General features: G+C 66.4%; 18 protein-coding genes. 14 read left to right on the top strand and 4 right to left on the bottom strand.

What is annotated here, in order from left to right; translation table 11 throughout:
• Positions 1-50 precede the first annotated feature (50 nt).
• From ileS to SPMU_RS07595, 3 genes are read left to right on the top strand one after another with little or no spacing between them, the layout of a single operon-like run.
• Positions 51-2,888 (top strand): isoleucine--tRNA ligase, encoded by a 2,838-nt coding sequence (ileS, locus tag SPMU_RS07585; RefSeq protein ID WP_088333290.1) that lies wholly within the window; start codon positions 51-53, stop codon positions 2,886-2,888.
• Complete coding sequence (gene lspA, locus SPMU_RS07590) at positions 2,885-3,412, top strand: signal peptidase II (RefSeq protein WP_245832891.1); 528 nt, start codon at positions 2,885-2,887, stop codon at positions 3,410-3,412. Before ileS ends, lspA begins: the two co-directional genes overlap by 4 nt.
• Complete coding sequence (locus tag SPMU_RS07595) at positions 3,405-3,812, top strand: DUF3035 domain-containing protein (protein WP_088333292.1); 408 nt, start codon at positions 3,405-3,407, stop codon at positions 3,810-3,812. Before lspA ends, SPMU_RS07595 begins: the two co-directional genes overlap by 8 nt.
• A 105-nt stretch (positions 3,813-3,917) precedes the next feature.
• On the opposite strand, the gene SPMU_RS07600 is transcribed toward SPMU_RS07595, so the two are convergent.
• The 3 genes from SPMU_RS07600 to SPMU_RS07610 are packed head-to-tail and all read right to left on the bottom strand — an operon-like array spanning position 3,918 to position 7,272.
• Positions 3,918-5,249: a mechanosensitive ion channel family protein gene (locus SPMU_RS07600; protein ID WP_245832893.1), complete on the bottom strand. Its 1,332-nt coding sequence runs from the start codon at positions 5,247-5,249 to the stop codon at positions 3,918-3,920.
• Positions 5,246-6,439 (bottom strand): cystathionine beta-lyase, encoded by a 1,194-nt coding sequence (gene metC / locus SPMU_RS07605; RefSeq protein WP_245832895.1) that lies wholly within the window; start codon positions 6,437-6,439, stop codon positions 5,246-5,248. The genes SPMU_RS07600 and metC overlap by 4 nt, the downstream gene beginning before the upstream one ends.
• Positions 6,436-7,272 carry a sulfurtransferase gene (locus tag SPMU_RS07610; RefSeq protein ID WP_088333294.1) on the bottom strand — a complete coding sequence of 279 codons (837 nt, stop codon included), beginning with the start codon at positions 7,270-7,272 and terminating at the stop codon, positions 6,436-6,438. Before SPMU_RS07610 ends, metC begins: the two co-directional genes overlap by 4 nt.
• 94 nt (positions 7,273-7,366) lie before the next feature.
• Between SPMU_RS07610 and queF the strand changes: the two genes are divergently transcribed.
• The 7 genes from queF (at position 7,367) to SPMU_RS07645 (ending at position 14,666) form a co-directional block, all read left to right on the top strand.
• The gene (gene queF / locus SPMU_RS07615; RefSeq protein WP_088333295.1) at positions 7,367-7,810 is read left to right on the top strand and encodes a preQ(1) synthase; all 444 of its coding nucleotides are present in this window, start codon (positions 7,367-7,369) and stop codon (positions 7,808-7,810) included.
• Positions 7,811-7,931: 121 nt separating this feature from the next.
• On the top strand, positions 7,932-10,199 hold the full coding sequence (locus SPMU_RS07620; RefSeq protein ID WP_088333296.1) for a glycosyltransferase family 4 protein: 2,268 nt from the start codon (positions 7,932-7,934) through the stop codon (positions 10,197-10,199).
• A gap of 53 nt (positions 10,200-10,252) precedes the next feature.
• The gene (locus SPMU_RS07625; RefSeq protein ID WP_088333297.1) at positions 10,253-11,536 is read left to right on the top strand and encodes a glycoside hydrolase family 130 protein; all 1,284 of its coding nucleotides are present in this window, start codon (positions 10,253-10,255) and stop codon (positions 11,534-11,536) included.
• A gap of 376 nt (positions 11,537-11,912) precedes the next feature.
• Positions 11,913-12,215, top strand: a complete 303-nt coding sequence (locus SPMU_RS07630; RefSeq protein WP_088333298.1) for a PspC domain-containing protein — start codon at positions 11,913-11,915, stop codon at positions 12,213-12,215.
• Positions 12,216-12,449: 234 nt separating this feature from the next.
• A complete protein-coding gene (locus SPMU_RS07635) occupies positions 12,450-13,736 on the top strand; it encodes a homoserine dehydrogenase (RefSeq protein WP_088333299.1) in 1,287 nt (428 codons plus the stop codon).
• An 84-nt stretch (positions 13,737-13,820) separates the two neighbouring features.
• On the top strand, positions 13,821-14,177 hold the full coding sequence (locus SPMU_RS07640; RefSeq protein WP_088333300.1) for a GntR family transcriptional regulator: 357 nt from the start codon (positions 13,821-13,823) through the stop codon (positions 14,175-14,177).
• 45 nt (positions 14,178-14,222) lie between these two features.
• Positions 14,223-14,666, top strand: coding sequence for a hypothetical protein (locus SPMU_RS07645; RefSeq protein ID WP_088333653.1), 444 nt, complete (start codon positions 14,223-14,225; stop codon positions 14,664-14,666).
• Positions 14,667-14,696: 30 nt separating this feature from the next.
• On the opposite strand, the gene SPMU_RS07650 is transcribed toward SPMU_RS07645, so the two are convergent.
• Positions 14,697-15,749: a mannose-1-phosphate guanylyltransferase/mannose-6-phosphate isomerase gene (locus SPMU_RS07650; protein WP_088333301.1), complete on the bottom strand. Its 1,053-nt coding sequence runs from the start codon at positions 15,747-15,749 to the stop codon at positions 14,697-14,699.
• Positions 15,750-15,941: 192 nt separating this feature from the next.
• Here SPMU_RS07650 and SPMU_RS07655 point away from each other — a divergent pair, with 192 nt between their 5' ends.
• From SPMU_RS07655 to SPMU_RS07670, 4 genes are all read left to right on the top strand, one after another.
• Positions 15,942-17,330, top strand: a complete 1,389-nt coding sequence (locus tag SPMU_RS07655; protein ID WP_088333302.1) for a TIGR03013 family XrtA/PEP-CTERM system glycosyltransferase — start codon at positions 15,942-15,944, stop codon at positions 17,328-17,330.
• Entirely contained in the window at positions 17,327-19,405 is a 2,079-nt protein-coding gene (prsK, locus tag SPMU_RS07660) for an XrtA/PEP-CTERM system histidine kinase PrsK (protein WP_088333303.1), read from the top strand. Before SPMU_RS07655 ends, prsK begins: the two co-directional genes overlap by 4 nt.
• Complete coding sequence (gene prsR / locus SPMU_RS07665) at positions 19,402-20,748, top strand: PEP-CTERM-box response regulator transcription factor (RefSeq protein WP_088333304.1); 1,347 nt, start codon at positions 19,402-19,404, stop codon at positions 20,746-20,748. Before prsK ends, prsR begins: the two co-directional genes overlap by 4 nt.
• Positions 20,749-20,839: 91 nt before the next feature.
• On the top strand, positions 20,840-22,867 hold the full coding sequence (locus SPMU_RS07670) for a tetratricopeptide repeat protein (protein ID WP_169715656.1): 2,028 nt from the start codon (positions 20,840-20,842) through the stop codon (positions 22,865-22,867).
• Positions 22,868-22,913 lie beyond the last annotated feature (46 nt).

The following is a 22,913-nucleotide window of genomic DNA, read 5'->3' on the forward strand; positions in this document are numbered from 1 at the left end:
CCACGGCGGTTTGTTTTGCTCGACCAGCCGCGCTAAGGGCGCGAGCCTCTATGGCCGACGAAAACACCACCGCCCGCGAGACCGATCAGAAGGATTGGCGCGACACTGTCTTCCTGCCGAAGACCGACTTCCCGATGAAGGCAGGCCTGCCGCAGAAGGAGCCCGCGATTCTGGAGCGGTGGCAGCGCCTTGGCCTGTACCAGCGGCTGCGTGAGGCGCGCGAGACGCGCGAGAAATTCATCCTCCACGATGGCCCGCCCTACGCCAATGGGGACATGCACATCGGCCATGCGCTGAACCATATCCTGAAGGACATGGTGGTGCGCACCCAGACATTGCTGGGCAAGAACGCGCCTTATGTCCCCGGCTGGGATTGCCACGGCCTGCCGATCGAATGGAAGGTCGAGGAAGAGTATCGCAAGAAGAAGCTGAACAAGGACGAGGTGCCCCCGGCTGAGTTCCGCGCCGAATGCCGCGCCTATGCCCAGAAGTGGGTGAATACGCAGCGCGAGCAGCTGAAGCGGCTGGGCATCAACGGTGATTGGGACAAGCCGTACCTCACCATGGACTTCGCGGCCGAAGCGACGATCGTCGCCGAGCTGATGAAGTTCGCCGAGACGGGCCAGCTGTATCGCGGCGCCAAGCCGGTGATGTGGAGCCCGGTCGAGAAGACCGCGCTGGCCGAGGCCGAAGTCGAATATGAGGACGTGGTGTCGACGCAGATCGACGTCGCGTTCGAGATCACCGAGGCGCCGAACGCGCCCGAGCTGGTCGGCGCGCACGCCGTCATCTGGACGACGACGCCTTGGACCATCCCGGTCAACCAGGCGCTCGCTTATGGGCCGGAGGTCGAATACGTCCTCGCTCGCTTTGACGACATGGTGGAGGGGCCGCGCACCTTGCTGGTGGCGCGTGACCTCATTGAGAGCTTCGGCGCGCGCATCGGCCACCCTGTCATCATGAAGGTGGGCGATGGGGCGGGCACCGTCACCGCGCTGGCGATGTTCACCGGTGAAAAGCTGGCGGGCGCCGTCGCGCGCCACCCAATGCACGAGCTTGGCGGTTTCTTCGCGAAACCGCGCCCGTTCCTGCCGGGCGATTTCGTCACCACCGATGCCGGCACCGGCCTCGTCCACATGTCGCCCGACCATGGCGAGGATGATTTCGAGCTGTGCAAGGCGCATGGCATCGATCCGGTCTTCGCGGTCGATGCCGCCGGCATGTACCGCGCGGATTGGGCGTGGCTCGGCGGGCAGGGCAGCGTCATCAACAAGAAGTTCGTTGCGTCGGACGGCCCGATCTGCGCCGACCTGCGCGAGGCGGGCGCACTTGTCGCCGCAAGCGACGATTTCAAGCACAGCTATCCGCACTCCTGGCGCTCCAAGGCCAAGGTGATCTTCCGCTGCACCCCGCAATGGTTCATCGCCGTCGACAAGCCGATCGAGGGTGGCGACACGCTGCGCCAGAAGGCAGTCTCCGCCATCGCCGCGACGCGTTTCGTGCCCGAGAAGGGCCGCAACCGTATTGGCGCGATGGTCGAAGGGCGGCCGGATTGGGTGATCAGCCGCCAGCGCGCCTGGGGCGTGCCGATCGCGCTGTTCGTCCACCGCGCGACCGGCGAACTGCTGGGCGACCCGGAGGTGAACGCGCGTATCGTCGCCGCCTTCCGCGACAAGGGGGTGGACGCCTGGACCGACGAGGCCACCGCCGGCTTCCTCGGCGCCGGCCGCGATCCGGCGGATTACGAGCGCGTCACCGACATTCTCGACGTGTGGTTCGATTCGGGCTGCACACACGCCTTTGTGCTCGATAGCGGGCGCTGGCCGGAGCTTAGCTGGCCGGCGGACCTGTACCTCGAAGGATCGGATCAGCATCGCGGCTGGTTCCAATCGTCGCTCCTGGAAAGCTGCGGCACGCGCGGGCGGGCACCCTATGATGCGGTGCTGACGCACGGCTTCACGATGGACGCCAAGGGCATGAAGATGTCCAAGTCGCTCGGCAACACGATCAACCCGCTTGATCTGATGCGCGATTATGGCGCGGACATCCTGCGGCTCTGGGCGCTGTCGGTCGATTTCACCGAGGATCACCGCATCGGCAAGGAGATCCTGGCCGGCGTGGCGGACCAGTATCGCAAGCTCCGCAACACCTTCCGCTACCTGCTCGGCGCGCTCGACGGGTTCGACGAGGGGGAGAAGCTGCCGGTTGCCGAATGGCCCGAGCTGGAGCGCTACATGCTCCATCTGGTCCATGCGCTCGACCAGCAGTTGAAGCGGGCCATCGCGGACTTCGACTTCAACGGCTACGTCCGCCTGCTGAGCGATTTTGCCAACGAAGACCTGTCGGCCTTCTTCTTCGATATCCGCAAGGATTCGCTCTATTGCGACGCGGCCGACGACGTGAAGCGCCGGGCGTATCGCACGATGCTCGACGTGCTGTTCCACGCCATGGTGCGCTGGGCCGCGCCGGTACTGGTCTTCACCGCCGAGGAGGTGTGGCAATCACGCTTCCCCGATGAGGACGGCTCGGTGCACTTCCTCGACTGGCCGGAACTGCCGGCGGAAGCGGGCGAGGACGTCAGCGCGCGCTGGCTCGAGGTACGCCGCCTTCGCGAGCGCGTGACCGAGGCAATCGAGCCGCTGCGCCGCGAAAAGATCGTGCGCTCCAGCCTGGAAGCGGACGTGACCGTCACCGACACGCCGCTGCCGGTCGATCAGCTGGCAGAGGCGTTCATCGTGGCGAAGGTATCGCCGGGCGATGAGGTGACGGTGAGCCGGACGGATTATCACAAATGCGGGCGCTGCTGGCGCCTGCTGCCCGAAGTGGCGGAAGACAGTGCGCTGTGCGGCCGCTGCGCCGATGTCGTGGGCGGCGAGGTGGCAGCGTGAAGCGTGCCGCTCCCGTTGCCGGCCTCGCTGCGGCAGCGGTCGTGTTCATCGTCGACCAGCTGACGAAGTGGCTGGTCACCGGACCGCTCGGCATCAACTTCCTCGGCGCGTCGCGTGAGATCGTGTCCTTCTTCGATCTTCGCTTCGTGCAGAACATGGGTGTCAGCCTCGGGCTGCTGCGCGCGGAGAGCGACGTGGCGCGCTGGGCATTGGTGGCGATGACGGCGGCGATCTCCGCGGCGGTCACCTTTTGGATGTGGCGCGAGGAGAAGGCGACGGACAAGCTTGCGCTCGGCCTCGTGCTGGGCGGCGCGATCGGCAACATCGTCGACCGCGTGCGCTTCGGCTATGTCGTCGATTTCGCCGATCTGCACTTCGGCGAATGGCGGCCGTTCCTCGTCTTCAACGTCGCGGATGCGGCGATCACCATTGGCGTGCTCATTCTGCTGGTGCGCGCGCTGCTGATCCGCGATAAGCCGGCGGCAAAGCCGGACAAGATGGCTTCGGAGAATGTGAATGCGTAAGTCGATCGTCATGGGCGCAGGCCTTGCGGTGTTGCTGGCCGGGTGTGCGAGCAATGGCCTCAATCGCGATCGTCCCGACGAATTCGCGGTGGCGCGCCAGCCCTCGCTGATCATCCCGCCCGATTTCGCGCTGGTGCCGCCAACGCCGGGCGCGGCGCGCGTCCAGTCGGCCACCGCTTCGCAGGCGCAGACGCTGGAGGCGCTGTTCGGCAGCGCGCAGCGTAGCGCAGGCGAAGCCGCCGTGGTGCAGGCCGCGGGCGATCAGTCCGCCGATCGGGGCATCCGCTCTTCCGCCGGCGATCCGCAGACCAACGTGATCGACAAGGGCCAGACCACCCGCGACATCATTGCCGCGCCCGAAGGCGACGGCCAGGAAGCCCGCGCCAACGCGCCGCGCTGACGCGATTTTTCGGGGTTATCCGGCCCGCGCTGCCGCGCGCCGGACCCCGAAACGTACCGCTGCTTTTTTCAAGGCCGATTGGGGTCGCAGGGCGGCCGCTGAGCTTCACGCCGCGGCCGAATCGTTCCGCTTCTCGCCCGCTGGAGTGCTTGGTGAGGCCACCGGTGGCGGCGACGGCCAGCTCTTCACATAGATGTCGCGCTGCGCAAACGGGATCGAGACACCCGCGTCCTTGAACTTGCGCCACAGCCGGTTGAGCACGTCCGACTTCACGTTGCCTACCCCGCTTTCCGGGTCGCTGATCCACGCCAGGATCTCATGTTCGACGCCGTCGTTGCCGAAATTGGTGAGCCAGACGTTGGGCGCCGGGCTGCTGAGCACCCGCGGCGATTCCTTGGCCGCGGCGAGCATGAGATCCTGCGCCTGCTTCAAGTCGCAGTCATAGGAAACGCTGACAGGGATCCGGACGCGCACATTGCGGTCCGAGAATGACCAATTCTCCACCTCCTGCGTCATCAGGTTCTCGTTGGGGATCAGATGCTCCTTGCCGTCACGCGTAATCACGCTGACGGCGCGCACCCCGATCTTGTTCACCCAGCCAAAGCTGTCGCCCACCACGATGACGTCGCCCGGCTTAATCGATCGATCCATGAGCAGGATGATCCCCGCGATCAAATTGCCGACCGTTTTCTGAAGGCCAAAGCCGACCGCCAGGCCGAATGCGCCCGAAAAAACCGCAAAGGCGGTGAGATCGATGCCCAGCAGGTCGATCGAAAACAGAAACGCCGCGATGACGATGGCGATGGTGGCGAGCTTCTGGCCGAGCAGTTTCTGCGTCGCATCAAGCGTCTTCGTCTGCGCAATGGTGTGGCCGACGATCCGGTTGGCAAGGCGTACCACCGCGACGATGATGACGATCGCCAGCAGCGCGCTGGTGATCGCCAGCAGTGACAAACGCCGCCGGCCAAGGTCCACGCCCACCCCGTCCAGCGTGGTGGTGATCGCGTCCAGCCCGCCCACGGCGCGGCTGAAAAGCGCCACGCACAGGATCGCCGATACCAGCCACGATGCCCAGCGCGGGATGCCGAGCCCGCGCAGGATCTGGTGCGAGGCGAGCGCGGCGGCACTGCCCAGCGCCAGCCCGATCGGCAGCCCACCCCAAGCGGACCATTGATAGGCGGCCATCACGATGGCGGCCCCCAGCGCGGCGGCCCCGTGGCGCAGGATGGCCGGCATCCGCTCCCACAGCCCTTCGCCGTGATGGGCGACATGGCTCTTCCACCATTGGCTGGCCTGCGCGCCTATTTTGCGCTCGGCCAGAACGCCTAGCGCGAGCGCGAACACCATCAGCGTCCCGGCGATCGCGATTTCGAGCGCGTCGAGCCGGGACGGCAGCGCCAGCCCGTTCAACGCCAGCCATTGCTCGAGCGATGTCATTCCAGCGCGTCGCTAAAGCGACCGAGGCCCTGGGCAAGATCGGCAATCAGGTCATCCGCGTCTTCCAGCCCGATCTGCAATCGCACCAGCGGCCCGGCGAACGCCGGCTTGGTGGCGCTGCGGTGGTGTTGCGGGTCGGCGGGGATCGCCAGGCTCTCGAACCCGCCCCAGGAATAGCCAATGCCGAAATGATCGAGCCCGTCGATCAGCGCAGCACGCGCCGCTTCATCTCCGCCCTTCAGCACAAAGGAGAAAAGCCCGCTCCCGCCAGTGAAGTCACGCACGAAATGCTCGTGCCCCGGGCAGGAGGGTAGGGCCGGATGAAGCACCCGGTCCACCTCCGGTCGCGTCTCCAGCCAGCGCGCGATCTTGAGCGCGCTTGCCTCATGCTGCGCCAGCCGTACGGCCATGGTGCGCAGTCCGCGAGAACCGAGCCACGCATCGTCCGGGCTGGCGACTTGCCCCAGCTGAAAGCTGACCTCGCGCAGCTTGCGCCAGTGCGACGGGGCCGCGGTGACACTGCCCAGCATCACGTCCGAATGGCCGACGACATATTTGGTGCACGCGAGGATCGTCAGGTCCACGCCCTTCTCGATCGCGCGAAACCGCAGCGGCGTCGCCCAGGTATTGTCGAGCAACGTCGTGACGCCGCGTGCCTTGGCCGCCGCGACGATGGCGGGCACGTCCTGCACCTCGAAGGTCAGGCTCCCCGGGCTTTCCATGAAGATGGCGCGCGTCTGCTCGCCGATCAGATCTGCGATGCCGGCGCCGATCAGCGGATCATAGAAGCGCGTGGCAATGCCGAAGCGCTTCAACAGCCCCGTCGCCAGCGCGCGTGTCGGATCATACGCGGTGTCCGGCACCAGCAGCTCGTCGCCCGGCGAAAGCACGCTGAGCAGCGCCGCGGCGATTGCCGCCACCCCGGAGGGGTAAAGGAAGGTCGCTTCCGCGCCCGGCTCCAACTCGGTCAGCGCCTCGGCAAGGCTCCACTGCGTCGGGCTGCCGCGTCGGCCGTAGAACAGGCGGTGGTGCGTATCGCGCGCGCCATTGGCACGCAGTTCGGCGACGGAGCCGTATAGGTGGGTGGACGCGCGCCACACCGGCGGGTTGACGATGCCCTGCGTCCATTCCGCCCTGCGCCCGGCGGAAACGACGCGGGTGGCATCGGCGATTGGCCGATCCTTGCTCATGCGCCGGTCTCCTTTGGCGTGGCGGGATCGCCGCCCCATTCCGCCCAGCTACCGTCATAGATCGGCACCTCGCGGCCCAGCAGGTGCGCAGCAAAGGCGATCACGGCCGCCGTCACGCCCGAGCCGCAGGTCGCCACGATCGGCTGGTCCAGATCGACCCCCGCATCCGCGAACACCGCCCGCAGTTCATCCACCTGCTTCCACGTGCCGTCCGGATGGAAGAAGCGGGCATAATGCAGGTTGGTCGATCCCGGCATGTGCCCGGGTATCACGCCGGCGCGCGGTTCCGGCTCCGCACCGGCGAAGCGGCTAGGTGAGCGGGCGTCGAGGATCTGCTCTGCGCCGCTGGCCTGTACAGCCTTCATCTGCGCCAGATCGCGGGTTCCGAGGCCGCGCGCGCGCGGGGTGATGTGGCGAGGCCTGGGCGTCTCCTCGCCGCTCGCCAGCGTGCCGCCCGACGCTCGCCACGCCTCAAGGCCCCCGTCCAAAATGGCAACGTCGCTGATTCCGAAGCTGCGCAGCATCGCCCAGCCGCGCGCCGCGGTGTGATGCGGTGACTGGTCGTACAGCACGATCCGCGTGCCATCGCCCAGGCCCAGCCGACCCATCCGGCTGGCGAACTTTTCCGGCGCCGGCAGCATCATCGGCAGGCTGGTGGCGGCGTCGGCGATTTCGGCAAGATCGAGGAAGACCGCGCCTGGTATATGCCCCGCCAGATACTCGGCGTGTGCATCGCGCCCGTCGCCAGGCAGGAACCAGGTGCAATCGGCGATGCGGAGATCACGGGCGCCGATTTCGCCGGCGAGCCATTGGGCGGAGACAAGTGCATCCATTCGCCCCTCTTAGCGCCCAATCCCTGCTTGTCGAAACTGCGTCATGCCACGGGCGAACTGGCATCCGCGCGGCGGCGCTCCTATCTGGCGCTGCATGACACTCCATCTCGGCAAGAACAGCCCGCTCCCAGTCAGCCCGGACGAAGCGGTGCTCGATTACGTTCCCAATCCGCGGCCGGGCCGTCAGTATCTGGTACGCTTCGTGTCGCCGGAATTCACCTCGCTTTGCCCGGTGACCGGTCAGCCAGATTTCGCGCATCTGGTGATCGATTACGTGCCGGGAGAGACGATCGTGGAATCCAAATCGCTGAAGCTATTTCTCGGCAGCTTCCGCAACCATGCCGCCTTTCACGAGGATTGCACGGTCGGCATCGGCGAGCGGCTGGCTCATGAGATGCAGCCGGTGTGGCTTCGCATCGGGGGCTATTGGTATCCGCGCGGCGGCATCCCGATCGACGTGTTCTGGCAGACGGGCCCTGCGCCGGCGGACGTTTGGGTACCTGACCAGGGCGTCCCATCGTATCGCGGGCGCGGCTGATCGCCCCCACTCGAGATTTATTCGCTGCATCGCAGCAGAATAAGAAACTAACCTGAGGCAATCTCGTTGTAACGATGAACGCCCGGTGAACCGGCGTTTTCCGTAGCAGAGGCACAAGAGGATGAACCAAGCGGTCGCGAACGACAGCGTCAAGCACATTGCCCTGATCGGCAACTTCCTGCCACGCAAATGCGGCCTGGCCACCTTTACGACCGACACCTACAATGCCTTGAAGACCCGCTACCCTGATCTTGCCGTCGATGTTTATGCGATGGACGATCACCCCGGGCGCTATGATTATCCCGAGGCGGTGACCGGCACGATCCCGCAGGATGATCGCGCCGCTTATGTCGCCACCGCCAGAACCATCGAGGCATCGGGCGCGCAGGCGATCTGGCTGCAGCACGAATATGGCATCTTTGGTGGGGCCGCGGGCGAGCATATCCTGGCGCTGCTCGATCGTACCAACCTCCCGCTGATCGTCACCCTGCACACCGTTCTGGAAAAGCCGAGCGCGCAGGAACGGGCAGTGATGGAAGGCCTGCTTCGCCGGGCCGCGAAGATCATTGTGATGGCCGAGCGCGGGCGCGAGATCCTGACCCGCGTGCATGGTGTCAATCCGCGCCAGATCGTCACCATTCCGCACGGTGTTCCCGATCGCTTGTTCGCCGATCCGGACGTGTTGAAGCCGCGCTTCGGCTGGTCCGGGCGCAAGGTGATCCTCACCTTTGGCTTGCTTGCACCCGGCAAGGGCATCGGAACGGTGATCGAGGCGATGCCCGATGTCGTGGAGCAGCATCCTGACGCGATGTACATCGTGCTCGGCGCCACGCACCCCAATCTTGTCGCGCATGAAGGCGAGAGATATCGCGATGGCCTAAAGGCGCTCGCGGGCACGCTGGGCGTCGAGAACAACGTCGCCTTTGTTGATTCGTTCGTCGAGCAAGACGAGCTGATCGACTATCTCCAGGCCGCGGACATTTACGTCACGCCGTATCTGAACCCCGCGCAGATCACGAGCGGCACGCTTTCCTATGCCGTTGGTGTCGGCAAGGCGGTGATCTCGACGCCTTATGTCCACGCGACCGAAATACTGGCGGATGGGCATGGCGTATTGGTTGATTTCCGCGACGCCGCGGCATTCGCCCGCGAGATCAACAATCTTCTCGGCAGCGAGCGTAATCGTTCGCGTCTGTCAGCGCGTGCCTATGAGCGCGGACGGACGATGACATGGCCACGGGTGGCGGAGCGAGCGATGAACGAGATTGCCACCATGATCGACGGGCGCCCCCAGCGCATCGCCTCTTCAGGCCCGATCAAGCCGCACGCACCGGATCTCTCCGCGGTTGAGCGGATGAGCGATTCCACTGGCATGCTCCAGCACTCGATCTATTCGGTGCCGGACCGACGCCACGGCTATTGCATCGATGACAACGCCCGCGCGCTGATCCTGATGAGCGCGATGGATGATCTCGATGAGACCGTGCGTGACAAATGGACCACCGTTTACGCGTCCTTTGTTCAATATGCGTGGAACCCGGAGCAGCGCCGCTTCCGCAATTTCATGAACTTCGACCGGACGTGGTGCGAGGACGCAGGGTCGGAGGACTCAAACGGTCGCGCCTTGTGGGCGCTGGGCGTTACGGCCCGTGACGCGCGTAGCCGCAAGCACCGCGACTGGGCGACCATGATGTTCGACATGACGGCAAGCCTCGCCTTCGAGCTTGGCAGCCCGCGGGCGCAATCCTTTGCGATGCTCGGCGCGGCCGCCATGCTCGAGGCGTCGCCCGGCCATCAGCTGGCACATTCGATCCTCACGCGCTTCCCCGAAGAGCATATGGCGCTGCTCGACGAGGCGCGCCGGCCGAATTGGGTGTGGTTCGAGATCGTGCTGGCCTATGACAATGCCCGTCTGCCGGAGGCGCTGATCCGCGCCGGCCAGGCGATCGGCCGCCGCGACGTGGTGGACGTCGGCCTCGAAACGCTTGCCTGGATCATCGAACAGCAGAAGAGCCCCGAGGGCCGGTTCCGCGCGGTCGGCACCGAAAGTTTTGGTCGGCCCTATGCCGATCCGCTGCCGTTCGATCAGCAGCCGCTCGAAGCGCAAGCGACGGTCGAGGCCTGCTGCGCCGCTTACGCCGCTACCCGCGACGAGCGTTGGCGGGTGGAGGCAGAGCGTGCCTATGGCTGGTATTACGGCCAGAACGATCTCGATCTGCCGCTGGCCACTGTCCAGGACGGCGGCTGTTTCGATGGCTTGATGCCCACCGGCCTGAACCGGAATCAGGGCGCCGAGTCCATTCTGGCGCTGCAATTGTCGAATTGCGCGATTTCTAGGCTTTCAAAGGGCGCGCAGGGCGTGGCAGGAACAGGGCGCGCCGTGGCGTAAGCCCCGCTTGCCTCGGCGCGCCGATTTCCGGAAGATCATACGAGGCCTTTTTCTTGGACCTGTTCAATCACCGGCTCCGGCTTCATGCCGATCCGTCCCGTGTCGTGGTGCGCCCCTTCCATATCGCCCAGTCGGCGATCAACGGACAGGGGCAAAGCCGTTCGCAGCGCATGATCGACGAAGTGCTCGCCATGACACCGCAACAGGCAAGCGACCAGCTTGCCACGGTGCTCAAGGACTTCGAGGCGCGCCATTGGCAGACTCGTCGCGTGTTCATGACTCGCTACGCGGAGATCGCCGAGGTCCACGGCCTCGATACCCCGTCGATCGATGACGAGAAGCGGCAGTTGATCGGCGCCTACTTCTGTCACGAATATAGCTATGCCGCCGCTGCGCTGATGAACCCGAGCGCCGTGCCGCATCCCGACCAATCCGGCATGCCGGAGGGCGCGCAACGCATTCTGATGAGCCTCCGCGCGGTGGGGGAGGGCCATATCTCCTCCGTCGCTTTCCGCGAAGGCATCATCACCGACGATGACGAGCTGACGCTGGCGCCCGAACCCCCCTTTGCGACTGCGGCGGACGCGCACGGCATCGACGGTAAGGAAACGCCGCGTGGGCCGGTCACCGTACACCGTCACCGCGACTCCACCTTGTCGGGCACGGTCATCTTCCCGATCACCGAAGCCCAGTCGAAGGGGCTTGAAGACCTGCGCCTCGTTCACTTCATGCACGACGATGGGTCTGTGGAGTGGCTCGGGACCTATACCGCGTATAACGGCGCCAGCATTCAATCAGAGCTGTTGCGCACCCGGGACTTCCGCGCCTTCGACCTGGTGCCGATGACCGGCTCTGCCGCCCGCAACAAGGGCATCGCCCTGTTTCCGCGCACGGTGAACGGCGAATATCTCTCCATCGGCCGGCAGGACGGCGAGAACCTTTACCTGCTGCGCTCGGATCGGCTTGACCACTGGGACGATGGCGAACTGATCCTGACGCCGATCTTCCCATGGGAGTTGGTTCAGATCGGCAATTGCGGCCCGCCGATCGAAGTGGACGAGGGCTGGCTGCTGCTGACGCACGGCGTCGGCCCGATGCGCAAATATTCGATCGGCGCGGCGCTGCTCGACAAGAATGATCCGTCAAAGGTTCTTGGCCGCACGCGTGAACCGATCCTCGCTGCGGCGGATCAGGACCGGGAAGGCTATGTTCCGAACGTGGTCTATACCTGCGGCGCGATGCGGCAGGGTGACAAGCTGTTCATGCCCTATGGCATCGCCGATAGCTCGGTCGGGTTCGCGTTCGTGGAGATCAGCAAGCTGCTGGCGCTGATGTGACCGTGCGGGCGCGTGCCTAGCTAGGGCCACCGCCCCGAACTCTCGCCGACGATCGTCACCGATGAGGCACAGTGACAAGCGAGGCGGGGAGGCCGCCGCCATATGCATGAGGCGCCGCGCAGTCGGTCACGGCTAGCCGGAGCGGTGGCGCATCGATCGGCCTTGTGCCTCGCCGCGCGTGCGAACCCGTGCGGGCGGCGCATGGTTGCCGTGGCGAAATCCGCTACTATCTAGTGATAGGTGCTGATCCCCGGGGGACGGCACCCGATCAAAAATCGCTTAAGCCATTGAAATATTGTGCAGCTCGGTTTGGCACGGAAGCTGCAAAACGTTTGTCATTCGAACGGCCCGCTGCCGTTGTTGACCGGAGCTAATCATGACCAATGTAAAGCCGCGCTCTTCGTCGAAGGACAATCTTCTCGGTATTTGCCACGCCGTGGGCGAGGATTTCGGATTCAACCCGCTGTGGCTGCGCCTCGCGCTCGGTGCCGCCTTTGTTGTTCAACCCGTTGGTGTTGTGATCGGCTATCTGGCGCTCGGGATTGTCGTTCTGGTTTCACGGCTCGCCTTCCCCGGCAACCGTGCCACGCCGACTGTCTCTATCGCGCGCCAGCCTGAGGGATCTGCGGCCAATGTCGCCAATGAGCCCGAACAGCAGGTGCTCGCACAGGCGGCCTAACCCCGAAACAATGCGCCCGGCGCCTTTGTTGAGAAAGCGCCGGGCAGGTAGCCTGTGAAGTCACAGGCTTGGGTCGCGCCTGATGGTTGGCAGGTTTGATCGGGCGTGCCCATCCCCCGAAAGGGGGAGAGGCGAAAACTGGAACCTGTTTGGACCTGATCGTCGCGGTTTCATCCGTGTGTCGACAGCGCCGCGCCGAGCGCTTACTCGCTCCCTGGTGATCAGGGGGTGACGATGACGACAGCATTGCGGGTGGCACTGGCGGGGCTCGGAACGGTCGGTGGGGGCGTGATCCGCGTGCTGGAGGCGAACCGCGAGCTGATCACGCGGCGCGCTGGTCGGCCGATCGACATCGTCGCGGTTTCTGCGCGTGATCGCTCCAAGGATCGCGGTGTCGACATCAGCGGCTTTCAGTGGGTGGACGACACCAGCGCCTTGGCGCGCTGCGACGCCGACGTGGTGGTCGAGCTCGTCGGCGGCGCGGATGGTCCAGCGCTGGCGCTCGCCCGCGCGACGCTTGCGGCTGGCAAGGGTTTCGTCACCGCCAACAAGGCCATGCTCGCGCACCATGGCCTGGAGCTGGCCGAGGCAGCCGAAACCGCCAAGGTGCCGCTGAAGTTCGAGGCAGCGGTTGCCGGCGGCATCCCCGTGATCAAGGGCCTGCGTGAAGGCGCTGCCGCCAACGCGATCGGGCGGGTCTACGGCATCCTCAACGGCACCTGCAATTTCATCCTGAGCAAGATGGAGAGCGAGGGCCGCGACTTCGTCGACGTCCTCGCCGAGGCGCAGGCGCTCGGTTATGCCGAAGCGGATCCGTCCTTCGATATCGACGGCGTCGACGCCGCGCACAAGCTGTCGATCCTCTCTTCCGTCGCCTTCGGCACTCGCCCGGCGTTCGGCGGCGTGGCGATCAGCGGGATCCGCCACGTGATCGCGGCGGACATCGCGGAGGCGGCAGCGCTCGGCTATCGCGTGCGGCTGGTCGGTGTGGCCGAGGCTGGCGCAAACGGCCTGTTCCAGCGCGTTCACGCGCATCTTGTGCCGGCCGATCACCCGCTGGCGCATGTCACCGGCTCCACCAACGCTGTGGTGGCAGAGGGGAATTACGTCGGACGCCTGCTCTTCCAGGGCGCCGGCGCCGGCGACGGGCCGACCGCCAGCGCTGTCGTTGCCGACCTCATTGATATCGCCCGCGGCGAATATGGTCCGGCTTATGCCATGCCGGTGGCCGCGCTGGCCGAGGCGTCCGCGGCGCCGGCCGGTGATCGCCGCGGGCGCGCCTATCTGCGCTTCACCGTGGCCGATCGCGTCGGCGTGCTGGCAGAGATCGCGGCCGCGATGCGCGATGCAGGCGTGTCGATCGAAAGCCTGATCCAGCGCGCCGCACCGGAAGATGGCACCGCGCTCGTCGTCATCGTCACGCACGAGGCGCCCGAGTCGCATATCGGAGCCGCGCTGGAGCGCTTGCGCGGCTCACAGAGCCTCGCGGGCGAGCCGCTCTGGATGCACATTCTGGACTGATCGCTTCGGTGCTTGGCCGCTTCCCCGCGGCCCGCTTGGTACGTCGGGGCTGGCCTCCGCTGTTATTTGCTGTATTAAAGCAGCATGACAGCGCTGAGCAACGAAGACAGCCCGGTCTACATTAGGCTTCGCGGAACAATCGCGGCCGGAATCCTGCGTGGCGATTTCCGGGCGGGCGATCAGTTGCCGTCGGTCCGCGCGCTTGCGGCAGAGCATGGCGCCAACCCGCTCACGGTGGCAAAGGCCTATCAGTCGTTTCAGGACGAAGGCTATGTCGAGGTGCGGCGGGGGGTCGGCATGTTCGTGCTGGCCGGCGCCGCCGAGCGCCTTCGTATCGCCGAGCGCGACGCCTTCGTCAGCCATCAATGGCCGCGCATCCGCGCCTATATCGATCTTCTTGGGCTCGACACAGCAGCGTTGCTGGATCGCGAGTCAGCGTAAAGCTTGCTCGCCGCTGCCCCCGCAGGCTTGAGCAAGGATCCTCCGGTGAACCTCACCTTTGTGCTACACAGCGGCAAGTTCGACGACCTCACCATTGCGCGCGCCGATGGCACCAGCGAGATGATCCAATGCCCGAAGCAAGGCATTATCCCGCACGACATGGTTCATTATGCGGTTGAAAGCGTGCTTGCCGGGCGGGGATTCCTGTCGTTGGTATCGGAAGGGCAATCCGCAACCTATGGGACTGGCGGCGCGGGAGAAGAGGAATCGATCGAGCGGCTGGTGGAAACATGTCAGGCGGAAATGTGGGGCGGTCGCGTCACCGCGTCCGATTTCATCGCCACCTATGAACACGCTTGCGCCGCGCGCGGGCATGAGACTCTCCCCGTGTTGCCATCCGATGTTGCGGCGATCCGTGCCCGGCTGGACGCGCTGTCGCAGCAATGGGCTGATGTGGCGATCAACGGGGCGCTGACGCTCAGGCTCTGACGACGCCGTCCAGCTTCTCGGATCGCGGCCCTACGAGCCGGCGCTCTTCATTGCGTCCAGCAGCGCTTTAACTTCCTGGCTGCGCCCGCGTGGCAATACGAGCACGTCCTTGCCCGAAGCCACCACGATCAGGTCACTCACGCCCACCATGGCAATGCGGACCCCATCGCTGCGCGCCAGGCAATTGTTGGTGTCAAGTGCAATCACCTCGCCGCGGATCGCATTGCCCGCTGAGTCGGAGACGCTGATGGCATGAAGGGCATCCCAGCTGCCGACATCGTTCCATCCCATGGCAACGGGCACCACCGCCACCTTGTCCGATTTCTCCATCACCGCATAATCGACCGACTGGTTCGGTGCTTCGGAAAAGGCGAGGGTGGAGGGCCGGATATGCGTGCCCATGCGTTCGCCCTCGGCGATCGAACGGCGAACTGCGTCCAGCATTGCGGGCTCGTGCTGCGCCAGTGCGCGGAGGAACGCGTCGGCGCGGAACAGGAAGATGCCGCCGTTCCATGCGTGGTCGCCGCTGGCCAGCATCGCCTCGGCCACCGCGCGTGGGGGCTTTTCCACAAACCGATCGACGCGGTGCACGCCCGGCTCGATCGCCTCACCCACCTTGATATAGCCATAGCCGGTCTCAGGGGCGTCCGGCGTTATGCCAAACGTCACCAGCCATCCCTGTTCCACCATCGGCAAGGCCGTGTGCACCGCCGCACGAAACGCGTCCACGTCTTCGATCACGTGATCCGACGGCATGACCAGTAGCGGCGCATCCTGCTCCAGCGCGCACAGTGCGGCGAGCGCAATCGCCGGCGCCGTATTCCGCCCGATCGGCTCCAGGATCAGCGCCTGCGGGCGACAGCCGATCGCGGCCAGCTGTTCCTCGATCATGTCGGCGTGCCGCGCATTCGCCACCACGATCGGCGCGTCGAACCGATCGCCTGCTGCGCGCGCCGCCGTCAGTTGAAGCATCGTCTGCTCGGCGGTCAGCGCCAGCATCTGCTTGGGTCGCTCGGGCGTCGACATGGGCCATAGCCGTGTGCCTGATCCGCCGGACAGGATCACGGGGACGATCGACGTCATGCGCGAAAGCTCCTTGAGGTAATGTGCACCGCCCGCATAGGGTGCGGCCCGCGTCTAGGAAAGTGGAAGATGCCCCGTCGCTGAATGCACTGCAAAAGCGTTTGATCCAACGGCTCGTTCAAACTTTCTTTGCCAATTCCTGTAACAGCGCTCGTGTCGGTTTCCCTTACACCATAGGGACGAGCGCGGGCGATGATCAGGGTTTTCAAACATTACGTGCCGAATGCGGTCGTCCTCCTGGGGGTGATTGACTTCGCCATCCTGCTGGTGGCCGCGGAATGTGGCTGGCTGGTCCGGGCCGCGCAGCTGGACATGATCCCGAAGTCGATCGCCACGCGGCTGCCGCAGCTCGCCGCCTTTGCTCTCCCGCTGTCGGTCGCCATGGTCGCCGTTGGCGCGTATCAGGCGGACGTCCTGGTTTCCGTCCGCCAAGCGGTGATGCGCCTGATGGTCGCCGTTTCCCTCGGCGTGATCTTCCTCAGCCTGCTCTACTTCTTCATGCCCACGGTCACCTTGTGGCGGTCGAGCCTGTTCTACGCGATGCTGTTCGCGATGGGCGGGCTGGTGACGGCACGTTTGCTGTTCGGGAAGATGCTCGGGGGCGAGCGCTTTCGGCGCCGCGTCGTTGTCTTGGGCGCGGGTTCGCGCGCGGCGCGGCTCGGCGCGTTGGAACAGGCGAATGGCGCCAGCTTCGTGGTGGCTGGCTATGTGGCGATGGGCGAACCGGCCGTGATGGTGCCGGCGGCGGTGCCGCGCGCTGACATTCCGAACCTTGCCGCTTTTGTGGTGGAGCTAGGCGCTACCGAAGTGGTGCTGGCGATTGAGGAACGTCGCAATGCCCTGCCGCTGAAGGATCTCCTGCGCGTCAAAACGACGGGCGTTCACGTCAACGAATTCTCGACATTCCTGGAGCGCGAAACGGGGCGCATCGATCTGGCGAGCGTCAATCCGTCCTGGCTGATCTTCTCGGATGGGTTTGCGTCGGGGCGAATGTTGTCGGGCATGGTGAAGCGCGCCTTTGACATCGCCGCCAGCGGCCTGCTTCTGGCGCTTGTCCTGCCGGTGATCATGCTCACCGCCATGGCCATTAAGCTGGAAAGCCGTGGTCCGGCCTTTTACCGTCAGCGCCGCGTCGGGCTTTACAATGAGCCGTTCGACATCCTGAAGTTGCGCTCAATGCGCCAGGATGCGGAGGTCGGCGGTGAAGCGGTCTGGGCGCAGGAGCGCGATCCGCGCATTACCCGCATCGGCCGCTTCATCCGCAAGGTCCGGATCGACGAACTGCCGCAATGCTGGAGCGTGCTGAAGGGGGAGATGAGCTTCGTCGGCCCACGGCCCGAGCGGCCGCAATTCGTCGAGGAGTTGGAACAGCAGCTGCCGTATTACGCCGAACGGCACATGGTGAAGCCGGGCATCACCGGCTGGGCGCAGATCAACTATCCGTATGGCGCGTCGATCGAAGACGCGCGGCACAAGCTTGAATATGATCTTTATTACACGAAGAATTATTCGCCCTTCCTCGATCTGCTGATCCTGCTGCAGACGCTGCGCGTCGTGCTCTGGCCCTCGGGCGCGCGGTGAGCGCGGCAACGATCACCTTGTGGACTCATGCGCTGGCGGCGTTGCTGTTCGGCACGCTGGCGCTGACCCAGCGTCGCGAGGGCGGCGCGTTACCGCGTACGCCGTTCCTGGCCGGGTTGTTCGCGACGGCGCTCTGGGCCTTGGCCGTGGCAGGGCTCGACGCGGGCGATGTCGCAACGCGGCTCGCCGAGGGCGTGCGGAATCTGGCTTGGCTGTGGCTGATGTATTCGCTTACGCGCCGCGATTCGCAGGACTCAGCGTGGCAATCGCTGCGCGCGGTTTACGTCGTGGTCGGGCTGGTCATGCTGGCCTGCGGCGTTCTGGCAGTGGGCGTGTCGGCGCTGAGCGACCGGCAAGCTGCCGCCACCCTGCTCGGTACGCGCCTGCTGCTTCAGATGCTCGCCGCAACCGGCGCGCTTATCCTGGTCAATCGGTTGCGGCAGGGCAGCTTCTGGCGGCAGCCGGGCGGCGCGCGCCTCGCGATTGTCGCGCTGGGGGTGATGTGGGCCGTCGATCTCCTGGTCTTTGGCAGCGCTTGGTTCACGGGCGATTGGCCAGTGGGCCTCATTGATCTGCGCGGCGGCGTAATGGTGGCGCTGACGCCGCTGTTCAGCCTTGCTGCGCAGCGCGGCGAGGAGCGCACCATGCAGGCCTCGCGCACGCTGGCGCTGCTCTCGCTCGCGATGGTCGCGGTGGCGCTGTATATCGCAGTCACGGCGCTCGCGACCGCGATCGTCGGCTCCGTCGGCGGCAGCTACGCGCGGCTGGTCCAGACGGCGCTCATCTTCGGCACCACGGCCGCGTTGCTGACGCTGGTGTCGACACCCTGGGTACGGGCCTGGGCGCGGGTGCTGGTCTCCAAGCATCTGTTCAGCCACCGCTATGATTATCGCACCGAATGGCTGCGCTTCACCGAAACGCTGGGCGCGCCCGGTGCGGAGGCGGCGCCGCTCGACGTGCGCGTGGTCAAGGCAGTGGCCGATCTGGCCGATGCGCCGGGCGGGTTGCTGCTGCTGCCCGAGGGCGCAGGGCTCGGCATCGGCGCGGCGTGGAACTGGCCGGACGCACCCGCCGCTGATCGGCCGGACGAGCGGCTCTTTGCTCATCTTGCTGCTACGGCACGGATCATTGAGCTAGACGCCGTTCGCGCCGGCACCGCCGATCCGGGGGACCAGCGCGGCGTTTCGGCATGGCTGCGCGATGATGATCATGCCTGGGTCGTCGTTCCGCTGCTCCATCTGGGCCAGCTTGCCGGCGCGATCGTCCTTGCCCGGCCGATCATGAACCGTGCGCTCGATTGGGAGGATTTCGACCTGTTCGGCGTGGCTGGCCGCCAGGCTGCGAGCTATCTCGCCGAGGCACGCGCGCATGCCGCGCTCGCCGATGTGCAGCGCTTCGACGAGTTCAACCGCCGCTTCGCTTTCATCATGCACGATCTGAAGAACCTGGTCAGCCAGTTGACGCTGGTCGCCCGCAATGCCGAGCGCCACGCTGACAACCCCGCCTTCCGCGCTGACATGGTGGCGACCCTGGCCGATTCGTCGAACCGGATGAATGCCCTGCTCGCGCGGCTGTCGCAGCATCACGCCAGCCGCGCGGAAAAGGCCCGCCCCGTGCCGCTGCTCGCACTGGCCGAGCGGATCGCCGCCGGGCGCCGCGCGCAGCATCCGGTCAGTGCGTCGGGCGATCCGGCGGCGATCGCGCTCGCCGATCCGGTAGCCCTGGAGACGCTGCTCTCGCATCTCGTCCAGAACGCGGTCGAGGCCAGCGCGCCCGGGGCCGAGGTGCAACTGACCGTGGCGGCGGCTGATGGCGAGGCGAGCATCACGGTCGTTGATCACGGTTGCGGCATGAGCCCCGCCTTTATCCGCGACCAGCTGTTCCGCCCATTCGTGTCGGGAAAGCCAGGCGGCTTCGGCCTTGGCGCCTTCGAGGCGCGTCAGCTTGCCGAGGAGATGTGCGGCGCGATCGGCGTATCGAGCCGAGAAGGCGTGGGGACCAGCTTTCGCGTGGCGCTGCCCGCGGCGCCTGCCGTCGCGCCGGCTGCTTCGGGGAGAACGGAATTGGCGGCATGACGGGCACGCGCAAGCTGCTGATCGTCGAGGACGATCTGGGGCTCCAGCGGCAGTTGCGCTGGGCGTATGATGGGTATGAAGTGCTGGTCGCCGCCGATCGGGCGGGGGCGATCGACGTGATCCGTGCGGAGGAGCCGGCCGTGGTCACGCTGGATCTTGGCCTACCCCCTGATCCCGACGGCACCACCGAGGGCTTTGCCGCGCTTGCCGACATCCTCTCGCTGAAGCCCGAAACCAAGGTAATCGTCGCATCCGGCCATGGTGCACGCGAAAGCGCGCTGCAGGCGATCGCGGACGGCGCCTGGGATTTCTATCAGAAGCCGATCGACATCGACGCGCTCGGCCATATCGTCGCGCGCGCCTTTCACGTCCACGATCTCGAGACGGAAAATCGTCGCCTTGCGGCGCGCGGCGGCGGGCCGGCGCTTGGTGGGTTGATCACCGGCGCGCCCGAGATGATCAAGGTCATGCGCACGGTCGAGCGGGTGGCGCCGGCCGATGTTTCGGTGATGCTGCTGGGCGCGAGCGGCACGGGCAAGGAGCTGCTGGCGCGCGGGCTGCACGAGGCGTCGCGCCGCGCGAAAGGCGCCTTCGTCGCCATCAACTGCGCGGCGATCCCCGAGACGTTGCTCGAAAGCGAGCTGTTCGGGCATGAAAAGGGCGCCTTCACCGGCGCGGTGAAGACCACCGAGGGCAAGATCGAACAGGCTGCCGGCGGCACGCTGTTCCTGGACGAGATCGGCGACGTGCCGCTTCCCCTGCAGGTGAAGCTGCTCCGCTTCCTTCAGGAGCGGGTGATCGAGCGGATCGGCGGCCGGCGACCGATCCCGGTCGACACGCGCATCGTCTGCGCCACCCACCGCGATATCGATGCGATGGTCGCCGATGGCTCATTCCGTGAGGATCTCTACTATCGTCTCGCCGAAATCGTCGTGCGCATCCCGTCGCTGGCCGAGCGGCCGGGCGATGCGGCGCTGCTGGCGAAGCATTTCGTCACGCGATACGCTGCAACGATGAACCCGGCGGTTTCCGGCCTGTCCTCCGACGCGCGCGCTGCGATCGATGCGCATGACTGGCCCGGCAACGTGCGCGAGCTGGAAAACCGCGTAAAGCGCGCCGTCATCATGGCCGATGGCAAATCGGTGACGGCAGCGGATCTCGATCTCGCCGCCCTGCAGGACAGCGCCGTCAACCTGCGCGCTGCCCGCGAAGCGGCCGATCGGCGAGCGATCCGCCAGGCGCTCGCCCGCGCGGATGGCAATATTTCGCAAACCGCGCGGCTGCTCGGCGTTAGCCGTCCCACGTTGTACGATCTGCTGAAAAGCTACGAACTGCATGATTGACGAGGGCAGGCGATATCCGCTGCTGCGCGGACGGCGGCGGGGGGCGCGCAGGCGACGCATGAACACCGGGGCGGGAAAGCGATCGTGGCGCATGGCGCGCGTCATCGCGATGCTGGTGCTGACCGCCACGGTGCTGGCGGGGATCGCGCTGGTCGCACGCCGCGCCGCTCGGCCTAGTCCCCGGGAGGAGCTGGTCGCCAGCCTCGCCGCCATGAAGCGCGGCAATTACAGCGCCGCCCGCAACCATGCCATTGCCGCGAGCGAGGGGCCGGATCCGGCACCCGCCAACGCGGTGCTTGGCCGCACTTATCTGCTAATCGGCGATGGCGCTGCCGCCGAAGGGGCGCTGAACCGTGCGGTAGCCGCCGGAATGCCCCGCGTGCGCCTTCATCAGCTGTTCGCAGACGCCTATCTCGCACAGGGCGACCCGGAGCGCGCGCTGGCGGAAGCCGCCCGCGCTGCCCCGCGCTACGGCGTTTATGCCGCCCGGGTTCGTGCCCGCGCCCTCGCGGCTAGGGGCGAGGTTCCCTCCGCCACGGCCTTGCTCGAGGAGGTGCTCGCGCGTCAGCCGAACGATGCCGCCGCTTTTGGCGCTCTTGGCCGCATCCGCATGGCGGCGGGGGACGTGCTGGGGGCCGATCTCGCGTCCCGCCGTGCCATGGCGCTTGACCCGGCGAACCTCGACGCCATCGTGCTGGCGGGGGAGGTGGTGCGCAGCCGCTACGGTCTGGTCGCCGCCCTGCCTTGGTTCGAGCGAGCGCTGTCACAGGACGCGTATTACCTTCCCGCCCTGATCCAATATGCCGCGACGGCGGGGGAGGCCGGCCGCTATACCGCGATGCTAAGTGCGACGCGCCGGGCGCTGGCGGCACGGCCGAGCAGCCCACAGGCGCTGTATCTCCACGCGGTTATGGCCGCGCGCGCGGGCAATCGCGATCTTGCCCGTACGTTGCTCGGCCGTACGGGTGACGCCGGGCTCACCATGCCGGGCGTCGTCATGCTCGCCGGCATGCTCGCTTATGCTGACGGCGGCTATGAGCAGGCGGTGGTCAGCTTCCGGGAGGTGGTCGGGCGTCAGCCGATGAACCTGGTGGCGCGGCGGCTGCTCGGCGCCTCGCTCCTCCGCTCCGGCGACGCGCGCGGGGCGCTCGAAATACTTCGGCCGATTGCCGTCCGCCCCGATGCGGACAGCTATACGTTGGCGCTGGCCGGCCGCGCCTTTGAAGCGACGGGTGAGCGCGATTGGGCCGCCCGCTTCCTTGATCGCGCCGCCCGGCCGGCACTTGCGGATCCTCAGCCATTCGCCGGAGACGGCAGCCCCGGTGCGCTCGCCGCGGCGGTCGCCGGTGCCCCCGGCGATCCGGCGCTTGCGGTCGCTTATGCGCGCAGCCTTGTTGATGGCGGTCGGATCGACTTGGCGGAACAGCGCGCGGAGGCGATCGCCACCGCATCACCGGGCGCGCCCGAGGCGCAATTGCTCGCCGGCGACGTTCTGGCGACGCAGCGCCGCTTCGGCGCAGCGCTGGCGCGCTATCGCCAGGCCGCGAACCTGCGCTTCGATGCGCCAGTCATGCTGCGGCTTGCCGAAGCGGCGAACCGCACGGGCGCCACGCGAGAAGCGACGGCAGCCCTGTCGCTGTATCTTTCCCAGAACCCGCAAAGCCTCGTCGCCCATCGCGTGCTTGCCAACCTTCAGCTCGGCGCGCGCGATTGGCCCGCCGCGGTCGATACGCTGGAGCGCCTGCACGAGGGTACTGGCAACCGCGACGCCCTGATCCAGGCACAGCTCGCTTATGCATATACTGCCGCCGGCGATGCCGAGACGGGCCTCGGCTACGGCCGGGCCGCGTATCAACTCGCGCCGATGAACCCGGCCGCCTGCGATGCTTATGGCTGGGCGCTATACGAGCAGGGGAAGACGGACGCGGCGCTACAGCTGTTGGAAAAGGCGGCGAAGCTCGCCCCCGATCACGCCGGCATCCGCTGGCATTTGGGGCAGGCGCTCGCCGACGCCGGCCGCACGGCTGAGGCACGGCGGGAGATCGCACAGGCGCTGCGCTACCCGGCCTTCCCCGATCGTGCGCCGGCCACCGCATTGCTGAAGCTCATCGGCGCCTGACCGGCCCGTTGGGGCGACACGTGCACCGCTCGGACCGGCACCCGGT

The organism is Sphingomonas mucosissima (assembly GCF_002197665.1).
GTDB classification, from domain to species: domain Bacteria; phylum Pseudomonadota; class Alphaproteobacteria; order Sphingomonadales; family Sphingomonadaceae; genus Sphingomonas; species Sphingomonas mucosissima.